17 protein-coding genes are annotated in these 26,836 nt (G+C 73.8%); 2 read left to right on the top strand and 15 right to left on the bottom strand.

Annotation, left to right across the window (positions count from 1 at the left end; all coding sequences use genetic code 11):
- The first annotated feature begins 325 nt into the window (after positions 1–325).
- Positions 326–2,839 (top strand): AAA family ATPase, encoded by a 2,514-nt coding sequence (locus ACWCRD_RS43480; RefSeq protein WP_450971208.1) that lies wholly within the window; start codon positions 326–328, stop codon positions 2,837–2,839.
- 276 nt (positions 2,840–3,115) lie between these two features.
- The gene (locus ACWCRD_RS43475) at positions 3,116–8,419 is read left to right on the top strand and encodes an amino acid adenylation domain-containing protein (protein ID WP_450971207.1); all 5,304 of its coding nucleotides are present in this window, start codon (positions 3,116–3,118) and stop codon (positions 8,417–8,419) included.
- 136 nt (positions 8,420–8,555) lie between these two features.
- On the opposite strand, the gene ACWCRD_RS43470 is transcribed toward ACWCRD_RS43475, so the two are convergent.
- The 15 genes from ACWCRD_RS43470 to ACWCRD_RS43400 form a co-directional block, all read right to left on the bottom strand.
- Positions 8,556–9,791, bottom strand: coding sequence for a helix-turn-helix domain-containing protein (locus tag ACWCRD_RS43470; protein ID WP_450971206.1), 1,236 nt, complete (start codon positions 9,789–9,791; stop codon positions 8,556–8,558).
- Between the two features lie 458 nt (positions 9,792–10,249).
- Positions 10,250–12,334 (bottom strand): condensation domain-containing protein, encoded by a 2,085-nt coding sequence (locus ACWCRD_RS43465; protein WP_450971205.1) that lies wholly within the window; start codon positions 12,332–12,334, stop codon positions 10,250–10,252.
- A gap of 638 nt (positions 12,335–12,972) precedes the next feature.
- Complete coding sequence (locus ACWCRD_RS43460; protein WP_450971204.1) at positions 12,973–13,320, bottom strand: hypothetical protein; 348 nt, start codon at positions 13,318–13,320, stop codon at positions 12,973–12,975.
- A gap of 220 nt (positions 13,321–13,540) precedes the next feature.
- The gene (locus ACWCRD_RS43455; RefSeq protein ID WP_450971203.1) at positions 13,541–14,362 is read right to left on the bottom strand and encodes an AfsR/SARP family transcriptional regulator; all 822 of its coding nucleotides are present in this window, start codon (positions 14,360–14,362) and stop codon (positions 13,541–13,543) included.
- A 406-nt stretch (positions 14,363–14,768) separates the two neighbouring features.
- Positions 14,769–15,611 carry a 4'-phosphopantetheinyl transferase family protein gene (locus ACWCRD_RS43450; protein ID WP_450971202.1) on the bottom strand — a complete coding sequence of 281 codons (843 nt, stop codon included), beginning with the start codon at positions 15,609–15,611 and terminating at the stop codon, positions 14,769–14,771.
- Between the two features lie 121 nt (positions 15,612–15,732).
- A complete protein-coding gene (locus ACWCRD_RS43445) occupies positions 15,733–16,470 on the bottom strand; it encodes a phosphopantetheine-binding protein (protein ID WP_450971201.1) in 738 nt (245 codons plus the stop codon).
- 39 nt (positions 16,471–16,509) lie between these two features.
- Entirely contained in the window at positions 16,510–17,385 is an 876-nt protein-coding gene (locus ACWCRD_RS43440) for an AfsR/SARP family transcriptional regulator (protein ID WP_450971200.1), read from the bottom strand.
- A gap of 191 nt (positions 17,386–17,576) precedes the next feature.
- The gene (locus ACWCRD_RS43435) at positions 17,577–17,819 is read right to left on the bottom strand and encodes an acyl-CoA carboxylase epsilon subunit (RefSeq protein WP_450971199.1); all 243 of its coding nucleotides are present in this window, start codon (positions 17,817–17,819) and stop codon (positions 17,577–17,579) included.
- Positions 17,820–17,904: 85 nt separating this feature from the next.
- Positions 17,905–19,914 (bottom strand): condensation domain-containing protein, encoded by a 2,010-nt coding sequence (locus ACWCRD_RS43430; RefSeq protein ID WP_450971198.1) that lies wholly within the window; start codon positions 19,912–19,914, stop codon positions 17,905–17,907.
- 166 nt (positions 19,915–20,080) lie between these two features.
- Positions 20,081–20,971: a 4'-phosphopantetheinyl transferase family protein gene (locus tag ACWCRD_RS43425; protein WP_450971197.1), complete on the bottom strand. Its 891-nt coding sequence runs from the start codon at positions 20,969–20,971 to the stop codon at positions 20,081–20,083.
- On the bottom strand, positions 20,968–22,314 hold the full coding sequence (locus tag ACWCRD_RS43420) for a hypothetical protein (protein WP_450971196.1): 1,347 nt from the start codon (positions 22,312–22,314) through the stop codon (positions 20,968–20,970). Before ACWCRD_RS43420 ends, ACWCRD_RS43425 begins: the two co-directional genes overlap by 4 nt.
- A 52-nt stretch (positions 22,315–22,366) precedes the next feature.
- Complete coding sequence (locus ACWCRD_RS43415) at positions 22,367–23,311, bottom strand: SRPBCC family protein (RefSeq protein WP_450971195.1); 945 nt, start codon at positions 23,309–23,311, stop codon at positions 22,367–22,369.
- A gap of 93 nt (positions 23,312–23,404) precedes the next feature.
- On the bottom strand, positions 23,405–24,238 hold the full coding sequence (locus ACWCRD_RS43410) for an AfsR/SARP family transcriptional regulator (protein ID WP_450971194.1): 834 nt from the start codon (positions 24,236–24,238) through the stop codon (positions 23,405–23,407).
- Positions 24,239–24,478: 240 nt separating this feature from the next.
- Positions 24,479–25,111 (bottom strand): ScbR family autoregulator-binding transcription factor, encoded by a 633-nt coding sequence (locus ACWCRD_RS43405; RefSeq protein ID WP_450971193.1) that lies wholly within the window; start codon positions 25,109–25,111, stop codon positions 24,479–24,481.
- Positions 25,112–25,471: 360 nt separating this feature from the next.
- A complete protein-coding gene (locus tag ACWCRD_RS43400; RefSeq protein WP_450971192.1) occupies positions 25,472–26,707 on the bottom strand; it encodes a cytochrome P450 family protein in 1,236 nt (411 codons plus the stop codon).
- Between the last annotated feature and the right edge of the window lie 129 nt (positions 26,708–26,836).

The raw sequence follows: 26,836 nt of genomic DNA, 5'->3' as shown, positions 1-26,836 counted from the left end.
CGGCCGCCCAGCCCAGCGACATCGGCTGGCCGAAGACCGCCACCGCCATCACGGCCGCCCAGCCCAGCGACATCGGCTGGCCGAAGACCGCCACCGCCATCACGGCCGCCCAGCCCAGCGACATCGGCTGGCCGAAGACCGCCACCGTCTGATACGCGCCCGGGCATCCGCGCCCGCCCCGTGACGCCCCCGCAGGCCACCGTGCCTCTGCGGGGGCTTCGGCGTTCCCTGGGCGTTTGCATCTCCGTCCCCGCTCCACCTCGCTTAGAGGCGCTGCTTCGATGCTGAGCCGAACCAGCGCGGCTTCGGGCGAAGGGGCGGTTTCATGACGGAGGCGGACAGAACATCGGTGGCCGGAGCTCTTCAGACGGTCCTCACCACCTGCGCGGCGGGACGTTCCCGGGTGGTGCTGATGGAGGGTGGTGCCGGCTGCGGCAAGACCCACCTGCTGAACGCCGTGGCCGAACGGGCGGCCGCCGCGGGAGCGCTACTGCTCACCGCTGCCGCCACCGAGTCCGAGCGCGGGGCGCCCCTCGGAGTGCTGCGCCAACTGGTCGGCGGCGCACCGGTGCTCGCACTCCCCCGGACCGAGGCCGACGACGCCGTACCCTCCGAGGAGGCGATGCGGACGTTCTGCGCGCAGTTGGGCACTCTCGCTCTGGACAGGCCGGTGGTGCTCTGCGTGGACGACGTCCAGTACGCCGACGCGCAGTCCCTGCATCACCTGCGCCATCTCGCCCGGCACGCCCGCCCGGCCCGGGTCCTGCTGGTCGCCACCGTCTCCGCGTACGCCGGACACATCCAGGAACCGCTTTTCACCCCGGAGTCGGCCGGTCGGCGGCACGTCCGGCGGATCCGGCTCGGTCCGCTCACCGCGGAGGAGACGGCACGCGCCGCCGCGGCCCCGCCCCAGGGGTGGCCGGCACCGGGCCGCCCCGGCCGCCCGCCGTCCGAACTGCATGGCATCACCGGCGGAAACCCGCTGTTGCTGCGCGCCCTGCTGCAGGAGGACGGCGCCGCCGTACAGCCCCCGGCGCCCGCGCCCGACGGCCCGTTCGCCGAGGCCGTCCTCGACTGTCTGCACCGGAGCGGGCAAGGGGCCGCGGCGGTCGCCCGTGCGGTGGCGGTACTGGCCGCCCGGGCCACCGAACCCCTCGTCGCCCGCATGCTGCACCGCCCCGGGAGCGATGTCCCGTCGCCCGCAGGCCACGACGTCCCGGGCGCGCTGAACGCTCTGCGTGCCTGCGGGCTCCTCGAAGGCCTCCGGTTCCGCCACCCGTCCGTCCCGGCCGCCGTCCTGGCCGGTGTTCCCCCGCGCATGCGCGGCGACCTCCGGCGAAGGGCGGCCCACGCGCTGCACGAGGCGGGGGCCCCGGCCGAAGCGGTGGCCGGCCAGCTGCTCGCCCCGCCGGCGGACGGCATGCGCTCCCCCGCCCGCCCCGAGGACTTCACATTGCTCGTCGAGACGGCGGACGCCCTGCTGGCGCCCGGCCCCGCCGACGGCCCCGACCTGGCTCCGCGCGCGGACACCACCGCCGACGCCGAGCGTCTCCTCGAACTCGCGCACGGTGTCTGCCCCGACGAGGACGAGCGTGCCGCCGTGGCCCTGTCGCTCGTGCGGACCGGCGCCCGCCGGCATCCGGCGGTCGGCGAGGCACGGCTGACCGCATGGGTCACCGGCCCGCGTTCGGCCCGGCCTTCGGGGTGGGACCCGCGGGAGCCCGCCGCGCTGCTGCTCGCCCAGGGCCGGATCGCCGAGGCCTGCGCACTGCTGCGGACGGAGGATCCCGGCGCGGAGGACCGCTGGGTCGTCGGCACGCTGCTCGACGCTGCGGCCGGTGAGTGCGAGACGTTGCTGAGGACGGCGCCGCTGACGGACGCCTCCTTCGCCCCGCTCGTCAACGCCGTGCGTGCGCTGCTGCACTCGGACCGGCCCGAGCGCGCGGTGTCCCCGAGCAGAGGGCTGCTCGCGCAGGCGGAGACGAGCGGCGCGCCCGGCTGGCGCGCGGTCTGCGCGGCGCTGCACGCCGAGGCGCTGTTGCGGACCGGCGACGCACACGGGGCCCGCAGGCACGCGACGGCGGCGCTCGACACGCTGCCCGCCTCCGGTGGCGGAGCGTTCCACTACGGCCCGGCCGCCATACTCGTCCAGGCCTGTGACGCCCTCGGCCGCTACGACGAGGCGACCCGGCACGCCCAGTACCCGGTGACCCGGCAGGCGCTGACCAGTCTGTACGGGGTGCAGTACCTGCGCGCCCGCGGGCTGCACCGGTTGTCCCTGGGGCAGCCGCACACCGCGCTCGCCGACTTCCGCACGGCGGGCCGTGTGGTGCAGTCGTGGCAGGCGGACCGGCCGGCGTTCCTGCCGTGGCGCACGGACGCCGCCCAGGCGCTGCTGCGGATGGGCCGGCTCGGACGGGCCCGGGCGCTGGCGGAGGAACAGCTCGCTCTGCCGGACGCGGCGCACCCCCGGGTACGGGGCGCCTGTCTGCGCCTGCTGGCCGCGACGGGCTCGCCCGGCCGGCGCACCGCTCTGCTGGGCGAGGCCGTCGACGAACTGCGGCGCGCGGGCGACGGATTGGAGACGGTCCGGGCGCTGGCCGAGCTCGGGCATGCCCTGCGCGGCGACGGCCGCGCCGCCCAGGGGGCCGCCGCTCTGCGGGACGCCTGGAATCTGGCACAACAGCTGGGCGCGGTGGGCCTTCCGGAGAAGCTGTTGCCCGTGGCCGGCCGTCCCGCTGTCGCAGGTGCCGCCGGGGAGGTGCCCTTGAACGACGCCGAGCGGCGGGTGGCGGAGCTGCCCGGCCGGCCGGCCGGTACCGCGCCCTTGCGCACCTGACCGAAGGACGGCCCCGGCCGCCTTCCCCGCGCCTGGAGCGGCTGTGCCGCGGAGGACCCCTGCCTCCGCGGCACAGCCGCTTTTCGCATGCCGGACAGCCCGCCCCCACAGCGCACTTGGCAACCTTCCGCTTCTCGAACCGGCAACAATCCACCCGCACGACCTGCGACTCCATTGCCGCTCGACCGTAGCGAGACACCTCCTCAGGCAGACGTTGCCAATATTCAGGCAACGTTTTGCCAACCCGGAACGCGCGGTCGTAAGGAGCGAGTGCTGATGTCGGTCTTGTCGGTCTCCGGCCTCATCGAGCAGCAGGTCCAGGAGCGTCCTCACGCGATCGCGGTCCACTACCCCCGGCACGCCGACGACCGCGACGCCCGCCTCACCTACCTGGAGCTGAGCCGCGCGGCCAACCGTCTCGCCGCCCACCTGCGGGCCCGCGGCGTCGGCCGCGGCGACCGGGTGGTGACCTCCCTGCGGCCGGGCCCGGAGCTGGTGACCGCGTTCCTCGGGATCGTGCGGGCCGGCGCCGCCTACGTCCCGGTCGACCCCGCCGACCCGGCCGAACGGCGCCGGCTGATCGTGCGCGACAGCGCGGCCGCCGTGGTGCTGACCGAGAGCGCGGACGCGCCGCACTACGCGGACCTGCACACGGCGGTCGTCGCCCTGGACGCCGAGGCCCCCGAGATCGCCCGGCGCTGCGACGCCCTGCCCGAGCAGACGACCGGCCCGGACGACGCCGTCCACGTCTGCTACACCTCCGGCACCACCGGCACCCCCGAGGGCGTCGTCGTACCGCACCGCGCGGTGCTGGACTTCGTCACCTCCACCGACTACCTGCGGCTGACCCCCGCCGACGTGGTGGCCCAGGCCGCCGGCCCCGCCTTCGACGCGGTCACCTTCGAGGTGTGGACGACGCTCACCGCGGGCGCCCGGCTGGTCGGCCTCGGCAAGGACACCGTCACCGACCCGGACCGCTTCCAGGACGCGGTCCGCGCACACGGCATCTCCGTGGTCTTCCTGACGACCGCCCGGTTCCACCAGATCGCCCGGGAGCGGCCGGCCGCCTTCGCACCGCTCGGCACCGTCCTGTTCGGCGGCGGGACCTGCGACCCGCGCCGGGTCCGCGAGGTGTTCGCCGCCGGCGCGCCCGAGCGGCTGCTGCACGTGTACGGGCCGACCGAGACCACGACGTTCGCCACCTGGCACCGGGTCACCGAACCCGCCGAGGGCGACCGTACGATCCCCATCGGCCGGCCGATCGGCGCCACCACGGCCGTGGTCGTGGACGCCGACGGCACCCCGGTCGCCCCGGGCGGCACGGGTGAACTCCTGCTCGGCGGACCGGGCGTGGCCACCGGCTACCTGGGCCGGCCGGAGCTGACCGCCCAGCGGTTCGTCGAGGACCGCCTCACCGGCACCGACGGCCCGCTGTACCGCACCGGCGACCTGGTGCGTACGGGCGAGGACGGCGCGCTGGAGTTCGTCGGCCGGGTGGACGGCCAGATCACGCTGCGCGGTTTCCGCATCGAACTCGGCGAGATCGAGTCGGTGCTGACCGCTCACCCAGCCGTGTCCGCCGCCGCGGTGTCACTGCACGAGACCGAGGACGGCGACAAACGCCTGGTGGCACATGTGGTCCCGGCGGCCCCGGCCTCGGCGGCCGCCGAGGCCGACACGCAGGTCACCGAGTGGAAGGAGATCTACGAGGCGCTCTACGACGACGCCGACGCCGCCGAGCCGGGCGACAACTTCACCGGCTGGAACAGCAGTTACGACGCCCTGCCGATCCCGCTGGAGCAGCTGCGGGAGTGGCGGGACGCCACCCTCGACCGGATCCGCGAGCTGCCGCGCCGCCGGGTCCTGGAGATCGGTGCGGGCACCGGACTGCTGATGGCCCACCTCGCCCGCGACGAGGAGGTCCACGAATACTGGGCCACCGACTTCTCCCCCGCCGTCGTCGCCGCGCTCACCGCGCAGGTGGAGGCCGACCCGGTCCTGAAGGGCAAGGTCCGGCTCGACTGCCGGGGCGCCGAGGACACCCGCGGACTGCCCGCCGGACACTTCGACACGATCGTCCTCAACTCGGTGATCCAGTACTTCCCGAGCCTCGCCTACCTGCGCACCGTCGTCGAGCGGGCCCTGCCGCTGCTCGCCCCGGGCGGTTCGCTGGTCCTCGGCGACCTGCGCAACCTGGACCTCGCCCGCTGCTTTAGGACCGGCGTCGCGCTGGCCCGGCCGGGCGGCGCCCGCGGCGACCGGGAGGCGCTGCTCCGCGCCATCGACCAGCAGGTCGCCACGGAGACCGAACTGCTGCTCTCCCCGGCCCTGTTCGACGCCCTCGCCCGGGACCTGCCCGCCGTGCGCGCGGTCGACGTACGCACCAAGCGGGGCCTGCACCACAACGAGCTGACCCGCTACCGCTACGAGGCGGTGCTCTCCACGGCCGAGCCGGTCGCCGACCTCTCCGCCGCGCCCGCCCTCCGCTGGGGCCGGGACATCGCCGGCACCGCCGAGGCCGAACACCACCTGACGACGGCGCGCCCCGCCGTGCTGCGCCTGGCAGGGGTGCCCAACCGCCGGGTGCACGACGAGTACACGGCCATGCAGTCCCTCTTCGACCCCCGCGACAGCATCGACCTGGAGCCGCAGGACGCGCCCGCCCCCGCCCCGGAGGCGCTGTGCGAGGCCGCCGAGCGCCTGGGCTACCGGGCCCTGCCCACCTGGGGCGAGAGCCCGGACGTCCTCGACATCGTCCTCCTCGACCCCGAGCAGGTCCCCGCGGGCCGGCTGACCGGCGTGTACGCGGCACCCGTCGCCGACGCCGAGAGCTGCGCCAACACCCCGACCACCTTCGACCGCACCGTCGACCTGGAAGTCGTCCTGCGCACCCATCTCCAGGAGCGGCTGCCGGACTACATGATCCCGTCCGCACTGACGATCCTGGACGCCCTGCCGCTGAACGCCAACGGCAAGGTGGACCGCGAGGCCCTGCCGGCGCCCGCGTTCACCGCCGACCGCCCCGGCACCCAGCCCGGCACGCCGATCCAGGAGATCGTCCGTGACCTGTTCGCCGAGGTGGTGGGCCTGCCGCGGCACAAGGTGCACGCCGAGTCCGACTTCTTCCGCATCGGTGGCCACTCGCTGGCGGCGGCCCGGCTGCTGTCCCGGGCCCGCGAGACGCTGGGCGCCGACCCGGGCAGCCGGGCGCTGTACGAGGCGCCGACCCCGGCCGCGTTCGCCGCGCTCGTCGGCGACGCCCCCGCCGCGGTGACCGGACCGCGCGCCACCGTCGGCGACAGCTCGCAGTTCTCGGTACGGCTGCGCGGCGCGCTGGACACCCGCGCCCTGGAAGCCGCCCTGGAGGACCTCGGCCGGAGCCATCCGTCGCTGCGCAACTCCCGGCTGGGCGCGGCCGGCACCCGGCTGCGCGCCCTGGCCGCCGACGACCACCTGCTGACCCTGTCCCTGCCCGCCGACTCGGTCGACCCGTGGTCCCATCTGCCGCTGACCGCCGAACTGGCCCGGGCCTACGGGGCGCGGGCCACCGGGGGCACCCCGCACCACTCCCCCGCCGAACCGGACGCGGCTCCCCGCGCGGTCTTCGGCGACCTGCCGCCCACCCCGCTGCCCGGCGGCGCGCCGCATGCCGGCCACGCCTCCTACGGCAGCCTGGAGAGCGAACTGGACGCGGAACTGCACGCGCGGCTCACCCGGTTGGCCGCCGATCACGGCACCACCCTGTTCATGGTGGTGCATGCCGCGCTCGCCGCCCTGCTGAACCGGCTCGGCGCGGCCGGCCCGGTCACCGTGGCCGCCCCCGTCCCGGCCCGGGACACCGCCGCACTGCGCGAGGCCGTCGGCCCGTACGGGCGGGTCCTGGCCCTGACCGTGGACACCTCCGGCGACCCGGCCTTCACCGAACTGCTGCGCCGGGTCCGCGAGCGGGACCTGGCCGCCTACCGGGACGGCGAGGCGGCACTGGCGGCGCTGCCCGGCGGGATCGGGCTGACCGTGCTCCAGGAGTGCGTGGGCCGGTTCGAGGCGGCCGGAGTGTCCGTGCAGGCCGAGCACTGCACCCCTCCGGTCCCGGCCACGGACCTGGGGCTGACGCTGACGGAGCGGCAGAACCCCGCGGGCGCCCCGGCCGGCATCACCGTCACCGCCGCCTTCCGCCACGAGACGGTCGGCGAGACGGTCGCGGCCTCCCTCACCGGTCAGCTCACCGCCGTACTGAGATCGGCCCTCGAAGCGCCCGCGACCCCGCTCAGCCGGCTGCGGCTGCTGCCCGGCCCTGCCGCCGGGGACGGGGTGTGGGCGGGTGCGGACGTGCCGCTCATGGAGCGGGACATGGCATCGCTGTTCGCCGCGCAGGTGGCGCGGGCCCCCGAGGCGCCCGCACTGGCCGGCCTGGACTACGCCGAACTCGACGCCCGCTCCGACCTGTTGGCGCACGCCCTCATCGAGCACCGGGCCGGGCCCGGCACCTGTGTGCTCACCGCCCTGTCCTCCCCGACCGGGTTCGCGGTGGCCGCGATCGCCGTGGCGAAGACGGGAGCCGCGCTGCTGCCGGTCGACCCCTCACTGGATCTCGCCGAGTCACTGCGTCCCGCGGTACTGCTCCTCGACGAGACCGCGGACCTGCTGCTGCCCGCCGTGCCCGGTGCGGCCCGGCTGGTCCGCGAGGACGCCGCCGACCGGCTGCCGCCGACCGGACGCTGGCCGGTGACGGACGCCGACCGCACCCGGCCGCTGCGCGGTGACGACCCGCTTCTGCTGCTGCCCGGCGAGGACGGCACCGTGGCGATGGGCAGCGAGGCCGTCACCGCGGCGACGCTGGCCGCACCGGCAGACGCGGCCTGGCTGGTGCGCGGCTACCCGGACGGGGACGCGGCGGTGGGGCTGCTGACCACCTTGGCCTGCGGCGCCCGCGTGCATGTCCCGGACGGCTCACTCACCCAGGACGTGCCGCACGAGGTGCTGGGCTGGCTGCGCCGACAGGGCGCCCGAGTGGTGCTGGGCGGCGCCGACGACGTGCTGTGCGCGCTGGTGTCGCTCGCCCGGACCGAGGGCGCCGAGCTGACCGTGAGCGGCGGCTGGGCCGAGGGCAGGCTCGTCGTCGAGCGGGTGCCCGGCGCCCCGGCCCGCCCCGCCCCCGGCTACCGGGCCTACCTCCTCGACTCGCGGCTGCGCCCGGTGGGCCCGGGCGAGACCGGGTCCCTGTACATCGCGGGCGTCGGCACGGCCCGGGGCTACATCGGGGCGCCAGGGGCCAGCGGCGAGCGGTTCCTGCCCGACCCGTTCGGCCGCCCGGACGGCACCACCGCCCGGATGTGGCGCACCGGGCGCGCCGCCCACCTGGACGAGTACGGCAATCTGCGGGTGCTGGACGTCCCGGCCCACGACGACCCGTTCGCCGACGAGTTCGCCACCTTCGTGGTGCTGGCCGACTCGACCGGTCACCGCGCGCTGTGGCCCGCGACGGCCGCCGTCCCCGAGGGCTGGTACGAGACCCACGCCGAGGACCTGTACGAGCTGTGCCTCGACCACATCAAGGACCACCTCGGCGACCCGTTCTGACGCCGTGTCGATCCCCCTGCCGGTCCCGCCCGGCGGGCCGGCGACCGGGCCGGGTCGGACCTCCGCCGGCCGCCGGGGCACAGCCTTCGGTCGCACACCGAGCCGGGAATCTTCGTGGACCGGGCGAACCGGCCCGTCACACCCCGGACGCCGCGGAACCCCGCTCCAGCGCGGACTGGGCCAGGGACTCGGCGAGGACGCGCCAGATCTCCGCGGCCAGGTCGATGTTGGCGTCGGCCTGCGCCTGCTCGGCGAGGGCCCGCAGCCCCTGGAGGCCGCTCTCGTCGCCGGAGCGGATGCGCAGCTGGTGGCGGAGGATGTCCAGCCGCACCCGGTCCCGGTAGGTCATCCTGGGCTCCACCTCGGCGAGTTCGCCGAGCAGGACGCGGGCGTCGTCGTACCGGGCGGTGAGGAAGGCGAGGTCGGCCTTGAGCGCGGTCAGTTCCTGACGCAGGCCGGGGGTGCCGACGAACGCGAGCGCCGGCTCGGCGGCCACGACGCACCGCTCGGCGGCCTCGGGGTCCGGCGGCACCTTCTGCAGGTGCAGCCGGCCGGCGGCGAGCCGCAGCCGCAGCCACAGCACAAGGTCCTCGCCGCTGCCGAACTTCTCCAGCGCCTCCTCCAGATGGGCCTGCGCGGCCGCGTGGTCGCCCTGCCGCAGACGCACCGCCGCGGCGGTCCACATCGCCTCCGCCCACAACGCGTCCGACCTGCCCGCGACCAGCTCGACCAGCTCGTCGGTGTGGGCCCGTGCGTCCGGCGTCCGGCCCGCCTCGGCCTCCACCGAGATCAGGGCCAGCAGCACCGCAGCACGGTCCTCGACGTCCAGGTCGTCCTCGCGGGCGAGGTGGTGGGCCGTCATCGCGGCGTCGAGGGCGTCCGTGATCTCACCCAGCGAGCGCAGGCAGCGGGCGAGCCGGGTCAGCCCGCGCACCCGCAGCGCGACCAGTCCGACCGCGTCGCTGAGCCGTACCAGTTCCTCTAGGTCGTCCCGCTCACCCACGTGGTCGCCCTGGACCCGCCGCTGCCGGGCCAGTTGCCACAGCGCCTGCCAGCGCAGCACCGGCGCCTCGTGGCCCTCGGCCGCCAGGGCCTCGCGGAGCGTTTCCATCGCCGCCTCGGAGCCGGTGGAGGCGACCAGCGTCAGCGCGTTGGCGAGGGAACCGCCGGCGGGCTCCTCGAAGTCCGCCGCCTCCAGGCCGAGCCGTTCGGCGAGATAGGCGACGGCCCGCTCGGTGGGCTGGCGTGCGCCGGACTCCAGACGGGAGAGGTATCCCGTCGACATGCCGTCACCGGCCAGCGCGGTCTGGGACAGCCCACGAGCCTGTCGTAGTTTGCGGAGACGACGGCCGAACGCGGGCTGCTGCGGCATGTGACCATTCCCTGGGACGGACGGGTGGGGGGCGGCCGGGGGGCGGGATGGGCGCGCCATCGTCCGAAGGCCACCGAAAGCCGCAACGAGCGTAGGCCGCCGGGCAAGTGCCGGGCAATGTTTTGCCAGACGCCGTGCCCTGGTCCTCGTGCGAACCTCACGGGACTCTCTTGCGTTTCTCGAGCGGTCCTTTAGCGAATACGGGGAGCATCTCAAGCGCCGGTGGCCTCACCTGCGCACCGGCCCGTTTTCGATCACGGGAACTGTTCTCGTTCGCGTCCACGGGAGTCGTTCATGAAGCCCTCGGTTCCTGACCGCCGCGCTGCCCGTGAGGGCCGCGCCGGCCGACCGGGACCGATGCGCGGTACATCGTCCGACGACGACATCGGCTGGCCCAAGAGATGAGCTTGCCCAGCGCTGGGCCGAGCAAGGCACCTGAAGGACGCAGGCACCACGCTTCAGTGCCGGGCAGCCGACGCGCTCGCCCTCTGCAGGGCGCTCGCCAGACTCCGGGGTCCGTCCGGATCGTCGCAGGCGCCGCCGACCACGACCAGGGGCGGGCGCACCCCGGGCCCCGTGACCTGCCGGGCCAGTTCACAGGCGAGGGCACCGGCGCCGGAGTACCCGCCGAGCACCAGCCGGCCGGGCGAGCGGGCCAGCGTGCCGAGCGGCCCGGCCTGGGCGGGCTCCTCGCCGGCGGTGATCCGGAGCGCGGTCAGCGCCTCCGGCCCGCGGTAGTGCCGCACCAGCTCCCATTGGCCCGTGCGCGGCGCGCCCGGGACGTCGAGCAGGCACACGGTCGCCGCCGCGGGCTCCGACGCACCGCGCAGCACGAGCGGCGCCGCGCCCCGGGCGCAGGGACCGTCCGGTACCCGGGGTGTGGCAGCGTCCGGCAGCCAGGCCAGAACGTCCCCGACGGTGGTTCCCTCGGTCGCCGCGCCGGGCAGCAGGCGCAACAGCCGCTCGGTGTGCGCCAGCAGAGTGCGGGCGGCGCCGCCGCCGACGAGGTCACGGTCGTAGGCGCAGGTGAGCACGAGAGCACGGCGGGCGTCGTGACCGGCGCGCAGCCGCAGGGCGTACCCGGCGGGGGCCCCGGCGGCCTCCTGCTCCTCGAGGCGTATCCCTTGCGCGGCGAGTTCCTTGCCGTATGCGGCCTCGGCACGCGGGCCGCAGTCGAAGGCGAGCAGGCCGCCGGCCCGTGACCCGGCGTCGCCGCCGAAGGCCGGTCCGCCGGCCGCGACCCATTCGTACGCGGCCATGTCCATCACCAGGTCACGCAGTTCGCGCAGCAGTCCGGACAGGGGTAGCGCCGCGTCGACGGCGACCGTGACGGGCAGCGCGTTCTCGAACGGGCCGGGGACGCCCTCGATGCCCTCCAGGAGCAGCCCCCGCCCTGGAAAGTCCAGGCCGAAGCCCACGGTTGCCGGCCCGGGGGCGGCATCGGACGCACGGTACACAAGCATCGCCCACACCGCCTGGAGCACGCTGCTCTCCGCGACGCCCCAGCGCGCCGCCCAGTGGGCCAGGAGTGTGCTGTGGTCCGGGGTCAGGGCGGTGCGGAGCACGCCGGTGCCTCCGCTGCCGACAGGGCCGACCGGGCCGGGCCGGGGCACGGCGGGCGCGGGCGGCCGGCGGGCGGGCCCGCGCCAGAAGTCGTCGGCCGGGCCGAGGTCCTGGGCGCCGAGCCAGCGGGCGCAGTCGCCCAGGTCGGGTCGGCGTTCGCCGCCGGGGAGCACCCCGTCGGCGAGGTAGGCGCGGCAGCACTCGCGCATCAGCAGCCGGACACTCCAACTGTCCAGCAGGGCACGGTGATAGGTCACGAGTACGTCGGTGAAGGGCGCTGCCGCGTCCGCGGGGCCGCTGTCCAGCAGCGCCACCCGCACCGTTTCGGGGCGACGCAGGTCGAAGGCACGGGCACGCTCGCGGGCCAGCAGCGCCGCGCGCCGGACCACCGTGCCGTGCGGGTGGCGGACGACGTCGGTGGCGCCGTGGTCGAAGACGACGGCGCGCGGCCGCGGGTCCCATACGAAGGCGGTGCGCAGCACGCTCTCGCGCTCGCCGACGGCCTGCCAGGCCGCCTCGAAGCGTGCGGTGTCGAGGGGGCCGTACCAGCGCCAGACGACCTGCTCGACCTGGTGGTCGGGCCAGGCCAGGGCATCGGCGAGCCGCTGCTGCTGCAGGGGGGTGAGCGGCTGGGTGCGCGGCAGCGTCCCGCAGGGCGGGCCGGCCGGCCCTGCGCAGGCCCCGCCGCCGTGCCGGCCGCCGGGATCGGGCGCGGCGGCGGTGAGCAGGTCGGCGAGCAGACCGACGGGATAGGGCGCCGACACCCCGTCACCGCCGGGGAGTTCGACGGTGTGCAGGTCGGGGCCGTGGCGCAGCAACCGGGGCCCCGGATTCCGGGCGCCCGGACGGATCTCCGCGATGCGGTGCAGGGCCCGGTGGTAGCAGGCCGTGTCCAGTGGCCCGTGCAGTTCCAGGGCGCCGTGGGCACCCCGCTCGGGGTCGATCACCGCGTATACACCGGCAGGCCGGCCGTCGTTCATCGCCTCCCCCTCTCGGACAACCCCGTACGGAACGGACGTCTGCCCCCGGCTCAGCGAATCGGCCCGCGTGCTCCGGCCGACGAGGCGGGGCGCACAGCACGGCCGCGCCGCCGCAGGAGCGGCCCGAGAGCCTGCTCCCCGTCCCGGAACGGCGCGGCAGTGGCACCGCAAGGGCGGGACACCCGGCGGACCCGGCCGGCCGGGGACGTCCCCAGGCGCGCACGCGGCGCCGGGCCGCACCGCACGGCACACACCACCGGCCCAGGCCCACCGCACATCGGTGACCTGGGCATCCGACAGACACACGGCTCCGGTTCCGGTTCCGGTACGTGCCGGCCGATGCGGCGCTCATCCATGGCCGCCCCCTCACACTCGGCTTTCCCACGCTAGCCCCGCCACGTGCCGTCCGTCCGTTTTCTCCAGCGGCCCCCGAACCATCCCCGACCTGCATTCGTCCGCCCTGAACGCTCGGGGCTTCCCGGCGTGGCCGTCGTCCGCCCGGCAACTCCTGCCGCAGGCCCCGTACACCGTCCATCGGCGACGCGAGGTCGAGCTCCTCATGGTCCGGGGCACACCGCCCAACCCAGTCGAAACCACCCACAAGCCCCGCCTCGGCAGAGGTCCGACCCCCGCCCGGGTCAGCTCGCCGTCGTCCTCGGCACGAACACGTCGTGGCACTGCTCGACCCGCCCCGCCGCGTTGAAACGGAGCTCGGCGACCAGCGACCAGGCCGCCTTTCCGGCGCGCGCGGTCGCCCGCAGCACAACCATGTCACCGTCGGCGAGGAGGCTCTCGACCGTCAGTCCCAGCCCGTCGGGCAGCGCTTGCCGGCCTGTGCCGGCGGGGCCCGCCCAGTGGCGGGTGAGCTGGTTGACCTCGCCCCGGTTGCCTGCCGCGACCAGCGCGAGGACGAGTTCCTTGTTTCGTTCGCGCAGGCTGCGAGCGGTGAGGAGTTCGTGCAGCGCCCCGCTGAGGGGCTCAGTCAACGTGGGCACCATGACGAGGGGTCCTTCCTCATGGTTCGTCATCCCGTACAGCCGTCCCGGAAAGCCGCGTTCCGCCACGGCTCCACCACCCCTGCAGGGGGCGTGGCCAGGCTGGTCCAGGTCAGGGTTTGACGGCGTTTCGGCAGTACGGCCACGGGCCGGTGGCCAGGCGGCGCGGGGTGCGGCAGGCCGCCGGCCGTGGGCCGGGCGGTGCCGTCCGTCACGCAGCGAACAGGTCGAACGTCGAGGAGCGGCGCGACCCCGCCAGCACGTCCAGCTGCGGGTCGACGGCCAGCATGGCCTGGTGCATGCGCTGCAACTGCGGCGAGGGCTCCACGCCCAGTTCGTCGATGAGCCGCATGCGCAGCCGGCGGTAGACCTCCAGCGCGGTGGCCTGCCGGCCCGACCGGTACATCGCCACCATGGCCTGCGAGTGCAGTCCCTCGTGATGCGGGTGGCGGGCGGTCAGTTCGGTCAGCTCGGCGATCAGCTCCGAGTGGCGGCCGAGCCGCAGATCGGCGTCGATGCGCCGCTCCACGGTGACCAGTCTGCTCTCCTGCAGCCGCATCACCTCGATGTCGAGGACCGGCCCGAGTTTCACGTCGACCAGCGGCGCGCCGGTCCACAGATCGAGTGCCGCGCGGAACCGCGCCGCGGACACCTCGTCGTCCCCCGTCTCGAACGCCGACTGTCCGTGCCGGACCAGTTCCTCGTATTGGTGCACGTCGACGCAGCTTCTGTCGATCTGCAGCAGGTATCCGCCGTGCCGCGTGGCGAGAATGTCCTTCGCGCCGGTCGGCACGCCCGGGCCCATCGCCGTACCGAGCCGCCTGCGCAGTTGAAGTATGTATGTCTGCAGGGTCGTCAGCGCGCTCACCGGAGGTGCGGTTCCCCAGAGTTCCTCCATAAGCGTGGGAACGGGCATGACCCGCCCAGGATAAAGCGCCAGCAGCGACAGAATCTGCCGCGGCTTACCGGCCGTCGGAACGATTGATCCCCCGTTGACCTCGGCACTCAACGGACCCAGAACCTGAATCTGCATGGTGGCCTCCCCACCTCGTCGAGTCCTTGTCCAGTTCCTTTTGGCGGCCAGAAATCGCCGCCGCTACGCAAGCTAGCCGTATCCGTGCCCCTCAAGCGATTTTCTGTAGCGGTCCTCCAGCGGTGCTCCAATTGGGGTGTTGCACGGAGCCCGCGCGGCACTCAAGAACACATGTACCAATAATGGAATTGAACCCTTGATTCCGGTACGGCTTTCGGGACGGCCATAACCTTGCGCCGCGTACGCCCTTTTTCCGCCCGCCGACGCGAACGGAAACGCGGACGGAAACGCGGCGGAGGTGCCGTGGAGGCGGATTTCCGTCACGGTCACCGAATTGGACCTTCGGCCGGCGCGGCCAGAGGGCGTGCCGGGCGTCGCGAGGCGGCGAACGTTGCCTGCAGAGGCACTAGTCCCGGGGTGCGCCCACGGGCTCGGGCAGGGCGATGGTGTGCGGTGCGGCCCGGTCCCAGGGGAATCCGTGGTGCAGTTCGAGGTGCTGGACGGAGCCTTCGTCCGCGGGCACGGCCACCGCGACCAGCACGTCGGGTACCGGCTCCAGTTCCAGGAACCGCCAGCGCCCGGCCAGGTCGTCGGCGGGCGGCCGGAAGGCGAGCACCCCCCGGTCGTCGGCCAGGGAGAAGGAGAACTCGTCGAAGGGCAGCCCGAGTCCCAGTCCACGGGCCTTGGAGTACGCCTCCTTCAGGGTCCACAGCCGGAGTATCCGACGGTCCCGCTGCCGTCCCACGGGCGCACCCGCCGCCCACAGCTGCTCCTCGGGGGTGAAGGTGCTCAGGATCGTCTCCAGGGCCCGTGCCTCGCGCTCGAGACCTTCGACATCGACTCCGATGCGCTGCCTGCGGACGATTCCCAGCAGGCTGTAACCGCCTGCGTGGGAGAGGTTGAAGTCCAGGTGGTCGCCGCCTCTCGGCAGGCCGCCGGGCAGCGGCTGCAGGAAGGGCCGCCCGCGCGAGGAACGCCAGATGGCGAGCTCGGCCTCGGCGAGGCCGGACTCCAGCGCCAGCGCCCGGCGGACCAGGGTGTGGGCGACGAGGTACTGCCGGCGGTCGCGTTCGAAGAGAAACCGGGCCGCGGTCTTGTTCTCACGCTCGTCGAGCCAGCGCGATGCCAGGACTCCGGCGATGGCGGGCGGGAGGGCGTCGTTGGGGCACAGCCACAGCTTCACCGGGGGCACCGTCTCGTGATGCGGTGCGGGCCCGGCGCTGAGGGACTCCGGTGCGGTGATGGTCATGATGTCGTTTCGTCCGTCTCGGTTCACCGTCCCACTGCGGACGGCGCGGCGTCGCGGCGCAAAGGCCGCCGGGACCGAAGCAGGCGGGGAGCCGCCGGTGCTCCACGGGTGGTGCTCCCGTTCAGGCGGAACGGTCCGCCAGGAGTGCGGCGGCCTCGTCGACGCCGATCCGTTCGCCGCGCACCGCGTCGAGGAGCGCGACCACCTCGTCCTGGGACAGCGGGGGCCGCTTCGCGGCCGCGGCGGCCGGCGGCTCCTGCCCCGTACCGGCCGGGGCAGCAGCGGGGCGGGTGTCGGCGTCCGGCGCCGCGGGCGTCACCGTGCCCCGGGTGCGGGAGGTGACGTAGGCGGCCATGGCGGCGAGGCTTGGATGCTCGTGGACGGTGACGGGGCGTTCGCTCAGGCCGTAGGCGCGGTTGACTCCGGCGACGAAGTCGGCCGCCAGGATGGAGTCGATGCCCAGCTCCGCGAAGGCGGCACCGCCGTCGATCTCCCACGGGTCGCAGTGCAGGATCCGCGCCAGCTGCCGGCGCAGCACCTTCAGCACCTCGGTCGAGTCACCGGAGTCCTGGCCGGCGGGAGCCTCGCCGGCGCCACGGCGCAGGGCGCCCAGGTGGCGGGCGAGAAGGACCGGCGTGGCGTGTTCGTAGAGTGCCGCGCCGGTGATGCGGACGCCGAAGTGCTGGGCGACGGCCGCGACGAATTCAACGGTGAGCAGGGAGTCCAGGCCGAGGACGTGGAAGGGCTGTTCGGGGTCGATCCGGTCGGGATCGGCGTGTACGACACCGGCCAGCACGGCCGTGAGCTCGGCAAGGATGTCTCCGTGGCCATCGGAAGGTGCCGTCGGCTCACTGGTCATGGTGGATGCCTCCAAGGACCGGCCCCTCGGGCCGGAGGGTCAGTGGGTCGGTGCCAGGGGTCCGGCGTGCGGGGCGTGCGCGGCTCGGGCAGCGCGGTCCGGTGCCGCCGGGCCCATTGCGGTCTCGGGTGCGGCCATCAGGATCGAGTGCTGGAGCCGATGCAGCCGCGGTGACGGTTCCAGGCCCAGGTCGCGCCCGAGGGTGGTGCGCAGTCTCAGGTAGGCGTCCAGCGCCTCACCGCGCCGCCCCGAGCGGTGCAGCGCGATCATGAACTGGGCGTGCAGGTTCTCATGAGTGCGGTAACGGCTCGTCAGCACCGTCAGCTCGGCGAGCACTTCGCGGTGCCGGCCGAGCCGCAGGTCCGCCTCGATGCGCTGATCGAGGGCGCACAGCCGGCTCTCGTCGAGGCGCTTGGCCTCCATGGCGAGCTGGCCCCCGGTCTGCACGTCCGCGAAGGCGGATCCCGACCACAGGTCCAGGGCGGCGGCGAGGGTGCGCGAGGCACCCGCGAAGTCACCGGCGTCCAGGGCCCGGTAGCCCAGTCCCGCCAGCTGCTCGAACTCCTTGACGTCGCTGGTGCCGCCGCCGGAGGAGAGCAGGTATCCGCCCGGCAGGGTGAGCAGCACGTCCTTGGCGGTACGGCGCTCCGGCTCGGCGCCGGACTGCTGTCCGGTGCCGCAGGCCAGCGCCGCCGCGATGAGTTCGCGCAGCTGCAGCACATAGGTCTGCAGGGTGGTGCGTGCACTGCGCGGTGGCCGGTCCGACCACAGTTCCTCGATGAGTGAGGCGACCGGCACCACCCGGTCGGCGTGCAGCGCCAGCAGCGCCAGAACCTGGCGGGGCTTCGGCGCCGTAGGGGCGACGGACACCCCGTTCTCCCTCACGTCCAGTGCGCCCAGTACGTCGATGTCCACGCCGTCTCCCCTAGTCCACGTGCGCTGCTGGCACCTTCCCGATTAAAAAACAGCACGAGCGGTATGTCAATAGCAAACCGCCCACCCTGTTTCTGGCAAGCTTCGAGTGCCAGTGCAGCAGCCCTCGAAGAACAGCAGCCCACCTGCCGACTCACCCACTCTGCGGCCATGTTGGCGGCACGCAGGCACCGCTACGGACCGGCCTGCACCCCGGGGGAGAGGAGGAGTCGCCCTCCACCCTCCGAGAGGAACAGACCAGACGCTACCCCGGAGTCCCCAGAAAACAGACCGACTGGTTTCGTATTTCCTCCGGACTGCCGCGCCGGACGGCCGCGCAGGGCCAGCAGTACGGCGGTCAGTGCGGCCAGTTCCTCTGCGGTCGCTGTGCCGCGCTCGACGCGCAGCGCCAGTTCCCCGCGGTCCGTGTCGCCCATGCCGCCTCCCTCTTTCGGCCACCGTCGGCCATCGCGCTCGACAGCAACTCACGGCCCGCTAGAAGCGCGGTCGGCGCCCCACCGGTCAGATGCTGCGCTCCCGCACGGCCCGCAGGGCCCGGGACAACGCCTCCGCGCTCTCCACGGCACCGCCGACCCCGGTCATGACCACGGCCGGAGCCTCACCCGTCTGCTCCGCCGTACGGCGGGCGATCTCGTGGGCGACCCGGCCGGCCGGACCGGCACCGCACAGGGTCAACCGCCGCCCGTCACCGCGCAGTTCCCGGAGGGGATCGGGTGGCATCCGCCGGCCCGTCACACTGAGCGACACGATGCGTTCCGGCCCCTCGTGCTCGTGCACGAGCGTGTCGTACGCACCCGGCGTGACGCCGGGGACGGTGACCAGGCACACGACGTCCTCCCCGGGTTCCCCGGCCCGCAGTACTGCCAGTGCGAGCCGGCTGCCATCGGGTTCGGGCGAGGCCATGCGGGGCACCTGGGAGGTGCTCAGCAGCCGCAGGGCGTCGCCGACGGTGAACCCCTCGTCCGGGTGCTCGGGCAGACTGCGCAGCAGCTGCAGGCACTGCGAGAGCGTGCCGGAGGCGTCGGTGTCGGTGAACCTGGCCCGGTCGTACAGGGCGGTCAGCACGAGGGCGCCGTCGGTGTCGTGGTGCGCGACGAGCGTGACCGGCAGAGTCGTGTCACCACCGGCGCTCTGCGGCACGCCCACCCGGATGCCCTGCGCTGCGAGTTCGGCCCGCAGGTTCTGCGGCAGTTCGGGGTGGCTGTCGAAGCGGACGGTGGTCTCGGTGAGGTCGCCGGGGGCGCGCCCGCTCCACTCCCGGACCCGTTCGCCGCAGACCCAGGCGTAGGGGGTGAGGTCGAGCGCGGCATCCCGCACCTGCAGCAGCAGGTCCACCAGCGGCGCGGCGGGGTCCACGGTGACCGTCATCGGCAGCGGGTTGCCCAGCAGTCCGGGGATGTCGGCCGCGGCCCGCAGCGACATGTCCCGCCCGGACAGGTGCACGCCGAAGGCCACCGGCAGCGGTCCCTCGGCCCCGGCCGCCCGGTACAGGAGCAGGGCCCACACCACGTGCAGGGCGCTGCTCTCCCCCGCGCCCCGGCCCGCGGCCCAGGAGCGCAGCCGGGAGGTCTGGGGCGGCATGAGCCGGCGCTGGATGCGGCCCGGCCCCTCGGTGCGCCGCGGTGGCCCGCCGGGGCGGCCCGGACTGACGGCTGCGTCGGCAGGCGGTGCGGCCGCCGACCAGAACTCCCGGGCCCCGGCAGGGTCTTGGCGGGTCAGCCACTGGGCGTGGTCCCGGATGTCGGGCCGCCGCTCCCCGCCGGGCAGCACGCCGCCGGCGAGGTAGGACCGGTAGAACTGCCGCACCAGCAGACGCGCCCCGCGCTCGTCGAGCAGAGCCCGGTGATAGGTCACCAGCAGTCGGGTGGGCGACTGCCCGGCGCCGCTGTCGTTCGTGTCCGGCGGTCCGTCGAGCAGGGACACCCGCAACAGACCCGGCCGGTACAGCTCGAAGCCGCGGGCCCGGTCCTGCCGGCGCAGTTCGCTCCAGCCGACGTCGGCGTGCACATGGCGTATGACCTCCACGACCGCGCGGTCGTGGAGCACCAGGCGGGCGGTGCCGGCCCAGTCGAAGGACGCCCGCAGCACCGCCTCCCGCTCGGCGACGGACTGCCAGGCGGTGATGAACCGGCCCAGGTCCAGCGGCCCCGTCCAGTCCCAGAAGATCTGCTCCACGTACCGGCCGGGGCCGCCCTGGCCGTCCACCGCCGCCGCGAGCAGCGCCCGCTGATCCCCGGTCACGGCGATCGTGCCCGCCGCGAGCGGCGCCACCAGGTCGGCCAGCAGGTCGTCGGTGAGCGGCTCGCCGGGTTCGGCCGGGCCGCGGGGGGTGAGCCGCAGGAGATGGCGGCCCAGGCGCCCGGCGTCCGGCACGGCGTCGTCCAGTTCGACGTCGTACTCCCGATGGCGCTCGGCGACGCGGGCGGCGACGGCCTCGGCATCCGTGCGGGCGAGTCCGCACAGCTCGAAGACGAGCGGCGACCAGGCCTGGGTGCCGAACGGTTCATGCACCACAGCAAAGACAGCGCCCGCGTGCGAGTGATGACTGCTCATCCGCTCCCCGGGGTGGCCGACACCGCTGCCGCAGCAGCCCTCTCCGGCACCCCACCCTCCTTTTCGAATCGTTTCTGCACAGCACGTCCGGCCACGACCCGGCAGCCCCGCCCGACGCGTCCGCTCACCACTTCCCGGGGCCCCGCCGCCCCGGGAAGCCGATGACCCCGGTGCCTTGCGACGGCTCCGCCGAGGGCAGCCGCCCCGGTTCGTCCGCGAGTAACGGGGCTCGTGTCCCACCCGGCCCCGCCGGCGCGGCTTCCTGCCGATGCGCCTCGCTCACCAGGAAGCGCTCCTCGACGAGATGGGTGGCAAAGGCCCACTGCCCGGCCGCGTCCCCGCTGAGCCGGGCGGTTCCCGTCGCGTCCCACCCGAAGCCGACCGCCGAGAACCGGCGCCGCATGCCGTGCCCGAGCGCCTTGGTGTACGCCTCCTTCAGCGTCCACAGGCGCAGAAACCGGTCGGTGCGCTCCTTCTCGGGCAGGGCCGCGAGCAGTTCTGCCTCCTCGGGGGTGCACACGAGGTCGCGCAGCGCCTCGAAGGAGATCCGGCGCCCGGCGGGCTCGGCGTCCACGCCGATCGGCCCGGCACGGCTGACGCCGACCACGATCAGCTCGTCGGTGTGGGTGAGGCTCACCTGCAGGTCCGCGCCGAGCCCGCGCAGTACGGGCCGCCCGCCCGGCAGATAGGCGAGGTCGAGCCGGTCGGCGGGGACCTGGAGAGCAGCGGCGGCCGTGTGCTTGAGCACCACCCGGGAGACGGCGAGGCTCAGCCGGCCGACCGGGGCCGGGTGCTGCCGGTAGCGGGGCCAGTCGCGGCCGAGCAGCGTGCGCAGCCCGGGATCGAGCAGGGCAGGTGTCAGCCACTGGCCCCAGGTGGTGTGCACCACCGCCCGGCCCGTCTGTTCGGTCTGCTCCTGGATCTCCTCCCACGGCCCGTCCGGCCCGGGAACATGGCAGGGCGGCGGGAGGGCCACTGCCGCTGGGCGGCCGCGCGCCGCGCCGGCCGCGCTCACCACAGCAGCCTCGTCGCATGAAGGTCGCAGTCCACGCCGTTCGCCGCGCGCCGGGCCAGCTCGTCCCACACACCCGGTTGCGGGTCGGGGGTCCGGTCGGGCAGCGGCAGCGGCATCGGCAGCCCGAGCCGCCTGGCGATCCGTCCGAGCGCCAGCAGAGCCCAGCCGGCTCCGCCGAGGAAGGGCAGCCCCGCACCGGCCGCCGCTTCCCGCACTCCCAGCGCGGCGGCGGCCAGCACCAGCAGGGCCTGACGGTCCGCCAGGGCACGTGCCGCCGGGTCGGCGGGGTCGTGCACGGCGGTGGCCGCGCAGGCGACGCGCAGCGCCCGCTGCTCGGTGACCAGCCTGCGGCCGAGGCGGGCGAGCTCCGCGGTGTCGGCATCGTCGGACCCGGCGAGCCGGCCGGTGGCACCGGCCAGCGTCGCCGCGACGGCCTGCGGGCAGTCGGTGCCCGGTGCCCGGGCCGACGGCGCCTCGGTGATACGGAACAGCGCGGCAAGTTCCCTGCCGTCGCCCGGCCGCGAGCCGCCGGCCGCGTTCAGCCCGCGCACGATGCGGGCCTGAGCGGCACTGGCGGCCGTCCAGTCGGCCCGGGCGAACGCCCTGTCCCCAAGGATCTTGGCCAGCGTGCGCCGTTCGGGGGTGTCGTCGCCGAAACCGCACTCGTTCAGCACCAGTTCGAGATCGCCCAGCAGCTCACCGACCAGCTGGGGCACGAGGTACCCCACGACGGCAGCGAGCGACTCCCCGGGCTGCTGAGGCGGGCCCTGGCCGTCCGTGCCCGGCCCGGCCGCGCCCGGATCCCGGTCAGGGCAGGACCGCAGGGCCACGGCCGTCAGGCTCTCGCAGGCCAGCAGGTCCACGAAGACCGAGGTCAGGACCGGCCGCCACTGCCTGGCACCGCGTTCGTACCTGCTCAGGCCGTCCACGATGCGGGTCGCACCGCGCAGGACGCCACCTGCCGACGCGAGCAGCGCCGCCGGTCCGAGCAGCGCAGCCGCCGGATGCGGCAGCGGCGCGCTCAGCAGCGGACGGATGCTCCAGGCATGGGCAAGGGCGAGATCCCGGCGGAAGAGCGGGCGCAGGGCGCGGGCGAGCTGATCGGCGGCCGGCTGCACCTCCCCGGCACCGGGCAGACCGGCGGGAGGTGCGGGCAGACCGTCGTGGCCCGCGGCCCGCAGGGCGGACCGGCCGTAGGGGTTGCCGGGGTCCCGAGGGTCGCCGAGCAGCGCTTCGAGGCGCGCCGCGTACTGCGCCGCGCCGGCCCGTTCATCCGCGGGGCCAGGGGGGATCCGGGTCGTCGGGGGCCGCCCGGCACGCGGGACCGGCCGGGTCAGGGCCATCGCGGATCTCCTCGTCGTCGTGGTGCTGGTCGCCGCACGGTCTGCGGCGGGCTCATCGCAGTCGGCGTACGGCGCTCTCGGCGTGCCACCGCGCCAGGCTCAGGGCCTCCGTGCTCGACCGGCCCAGCCACTCGCGCACGTACCGGCGGGCATCCACGAGAAGAGCGCCCGGGCCCAGGACGGCCTCCACCGCGCTCTCCCGGAGCATCACGTGGTGGGCGGAGACGACTCGCACTCCGGTCTCGTCGGGCTCCAGGTACCACTCGCCGTAGTGCGCGGCGACGGGATCGGACGTCACGGTCTCCTTGTGGACGATCCGCCCTGCGGCCGGGAAGCACAGCCGTACGGCCTCGGACACCAGCGTCTCCCCCGTCTCCGGGGCGCAGGTGTGCAGGACCGTCGCCTGCACGCCCGGTTGGTCCTCGGTGACCTCGGCCCGTTCGACGTGGGGAACCAGTTCGGCCCAGTCCTCGATGCGGTAGAGGAAGTCGTAGACGAGTTCCGGGGAGCCGGAGACGTACGTGCTGTCCTCGAAGGACAGCAGCAGTTCGTCCAGCCGGTCCCAGCGCTCGGCCGCCTCGCGCAACGCCGCCAACTCCGTCTTCACGTCCCTCTCGAGGGTCTCGGGCATCTCCCCGGGCCCGGCCGGGCGCTCGTGGCGCAGGGTCAGCAGGCATCGGTCGGCACCGTCGGGTTCCACGCTCCAGGTGCCGGACGTCGGCGCACCGGGCAGCAGGGCGTCCTGGAGTTCGAACTCGATACGGCGCTCCCGTGGCCGTGGCACCCGGCGGGCGAGCGCGGAACACACCTGGCCGTGCCGCAGGTGCCACAGCCGCAGGTTCTCCTCGGCGCCGTCGAAGTCGATGCGTTCGACATGGACGAAGGAGGGCAGCAGGACCGGCCAGCGCGGGGCGTCGGCGAGCAGGCCGTAGACGACACCGGCGGGCGCCGTGACCGGGACCGTGTGCTGGGCGGAGTGCACTCGCTGCGACGACATGCGCGACCCCCTCCTCCAGATGTGATCAACGCTGCACGGCCGGGCCTGAGCGGTGCTCGATTCCTGGTGGAGGGGGGACAAAGTGACGTGGGGTCAGCCCACGGGGGCCACGGACGTGCTCCTCGCGGGGCGGGCCGGGAACGTGTCGGGGCCGGACATCAGGATGGAGCGCTGCAGCTTGGCCAGCACGGGGGACGGTTCGAGGCCCATGGTGCGCACCAGGGTGGCGCGCAGCCGCTGGTAGGCGTCGAGCGCCTCGCCGCGGCGGCCGGAGCGGTACAGCGCGAGCATGTACTGGCCGCACAGGCTCTCGTGCGTGGGGTACTGGTTGACCAGCACGGTCAGTTCGGCGAGCAGCTCACGGTGCCGGCCGAGCCGCAGGTCCGCCTCGACACGCTGGTCCAGCGCGCACAGCCGGCTCTCCTCCAGCCGCTTGGCCTCGGTCCGCAGATGGGGGCCGGTGTGGACGTCGGCGAGCGCGGGTCCGGTCCACAGCTCGAGCGCCTCGCGCAGCATCCGGGCTGCCTGGGGGTAGTCCTCGGCGTCCATGGCCCGGTACCCCGAGCCGGCGAGCCGCTCGAACTCCCGTGCGTCACTGAGGCCGTCGCCGCTCTTGAGCAGATAGCCGCCGGGGACGGTCAGCAGCACGTCCTTGGCCTGGCAGCGCTGTCCGGCGTCGTCCCCGGTGCTGTTCTCCAGGGCGGCGGAGATGAGTTCGCGCAGCTGCAGGATGTAGGTCTGCAGGGTGGCGCGGGCGCTGCGCGGGGGCTTGGCGCCCCACAGCTCCTCGGTCAGGACACTCACCGGAACGACCTGACCGGCCCGCAGCACCAGCATGGCGAGCACCTGGCGCGGCTTGGGTGCCGTCGGGGTGGTGGAGGTCCCGTTGAGCCGTACGGCGAGTGCGCCGAGTACATCTATGTCCACGCCGTCTCCCCCATCTTCTGCCAACCCTGCAGTGCTTCCCTAGCACCTCGAGTAAAAAACAGCACGCGCGGTATGTCAATACCAACCGGCAAACCTGTTTGATCTCGACTCTCACGCAAGTGGGGCTCGATCGCCCCACTACCGATAGGGACATAGCGTCAGAAAAGGAGTAATAGACAGAAGATCACACATGGTCATAGCCGGCTTGGGCCTGATCATCACCAGACCATTCATGCTGTTTTACTCGACGGGCTCCTGCGGCTGCGCCTCCTCCGACACCGACACGAGCGCGCGCTCGGGGAAGGCCGCCAGCCGCGGCATGATGAAGGACCAGAACTGCGCCGTGCGCTCTGCCGACAGCCGCCCGTCGTCCGTCGCGATCACCTCGAGGCCGACGGTGGCCGCCACGATCGTGGTCGTCGCGCCGTCCGGTGAGACACCGTCGGCCAGTTCACCCGAACGCTGCGCCTGCAGTACCAGGTCGCGCACATAGTCGTGCCACCAGCCCAACATGGCCGCGTCACTCTTGCGGGAGGGGTCGCCGCTGAGTTTGAAGCCGGCCCTGATCACCGGGTCGTCGGCAACGGCCAGCAACAGGCCGGACATCGTGCGCATGAGCGACTGCAACGAGGCGCCGGCCCCGCCACGCCAGCGCTCGGCCAGCCTCTCGACCGAGTCCGCGGCCACGGACTCCACCTCGGTGGCCAGCGCGTCCTTGTTGGCAAAGTGGAAGTGCAGGGCACCTGCACTCACCCCGGCCCGCCTGCTGATCGCTGGAAGAGAGGCGACGGCGTATCCATCAGCGGCGAACACCTCGGCCGCCGCACGAATCAGGGAGCGTCGCGTCCGTGCCGCCCTCTCCTGCTTGACCATTGCACTCTCCTCCGTCGGCATACGCGGAAACCGGAGTCGCCTCGTTCGCTTCCCTGGATCCGGAACGTCTACTACCGGATATTATCAAACCGCGCGCTTGGTACGTTTCATGCTGGGCGTTGTCCCCGTCGAGGAAGTGCGACCGAGGCCGCCCGGAGAGGACGCACAGCACCCCTTCCAGGGGGCCTTTCCGAAACGTGCGCCAGACTAATGAACCGGCCGTGCGGATTCTTGAATCCGTCAGCCGCGCCCCACCCGCGCTGAAGCGGTTCTGCAGCAGATCACAAGGCACAAAACGGCGGGACTGTGTCCGCCCCGGGCCGGGGCGGACACAGTCCCGCCGCTCGCGTGCCGTCCGCGTCAGTCCTGCGGGGTCAGAAACACCGGCAGGGCACGGTAGGAGTTCATCAGGAAGCTGGACATGGGCTCCAACTCCTGCGGAGAGCAGGCGAGCCGCATCCGGGGAAACCGCTCGAAGAGCGCGGCGAAGGCACCGGTCGACTCCACCTCGGCGAGCGGCGCTCCCATGCAGCGGTGGGCGCCGTGCCCGAACCCGAGCGTGTCGCGCCCGGTGCGCAACACGTCGAACCGGTCGGCGTCCGGGCCGTAGCGCTCGGAGTCGAGGCCGCCCGCAGCGAAGGAGACCAGGATCGCATCACCCTGGCGGATGAGGACACCGTCCAGGTCGATGTCCTCCACCGCGAACCGCATCGGCGAGTAGGCGCCGGGTGTGTGCACCCGCATCGTCTCGGCCGACACGTCCTGCCAACTGGCGCGGCCCGCACGCACATGCTCCAACTGGTCCGGGTGGCTCAGCAGCGCGCCCACGGCGTTGGTGATCAGCGCGGCGGTCGTGTCCTGCCCTCCCGCGATCATCAGGAAGAGCGTGCCCAGCAGTTCCGCCTCGCTCAGGCGGTCGTCCTGGTCCCTGGCCTCGATCAGGGAACTGGTCAGGTCATCCCCGGGCTCGGCCCGCTTGTCCTGCACCATCTGCGACAGCAGCATGAAGGCCTGCATCCGCGCCGCCTCTATCTCCTGACCGGACAAGGTGGTGCTGAAGACCTTGTGCAGCGCGGCGCACAGAGCGTCCGTCGGTTCTCCCTGCGGGACTCCGAACAGTTCGCAGATCACCCGCATGGGCAGAATCTCCGCGAAGGCGGACCGCAGATCGACCGGGGTGTCGGCCGGCAGCGCGGCGAGGCCGTCGACGAGTTCGGCCGTGATCGCGGCGACCCGGGGGCGCAGGGCCTCGGTGCGGCGCGCGGTGAAGGCCCCCGCGACCAGCCGGCGCAGCCGTGCGTGACTCTCTCCGTAGGCGAACAGCATGTTCTCGTTCGCCACCCACGGGTACAACGGCCAGTCCTCGGTGATGCGGCCCTCGATGAAAGCGGGCCAGTGCTGACGGGCGTCCTTGGAGACGCGCCGGTCGGTCAGCAGCCGCTCCACATATTGCTGTCCGACCACGGCCCAGGCGACCACCCCTCCGGGCAGCTGGACTTGGACGGCGGGCCCCTGGGCCCGCAGCATGGCGGCTTCTCCCGCCAGATCCCGCCCCGTCACATCCAGGGCATAAGGGCAGACAGCAGTTGCGTTCAACGTCGAACTCCCTGGGTCGGTGTTGCACAAGTGGCACGTTTCCCAGGGGAGGTGGGTCCCCCGCCCTCCCCCTCCGAGGGCGTACAAGATCACGCCCCCGACGACTGTTCAGTTGTACCTTTGTTCCCG

Source organism: Streptomyces sp. NPDC002092, assembly GCF_053593775.1.
This window is presented reverse-complemented; position numbering and strand designations above follow the sequence as displayed.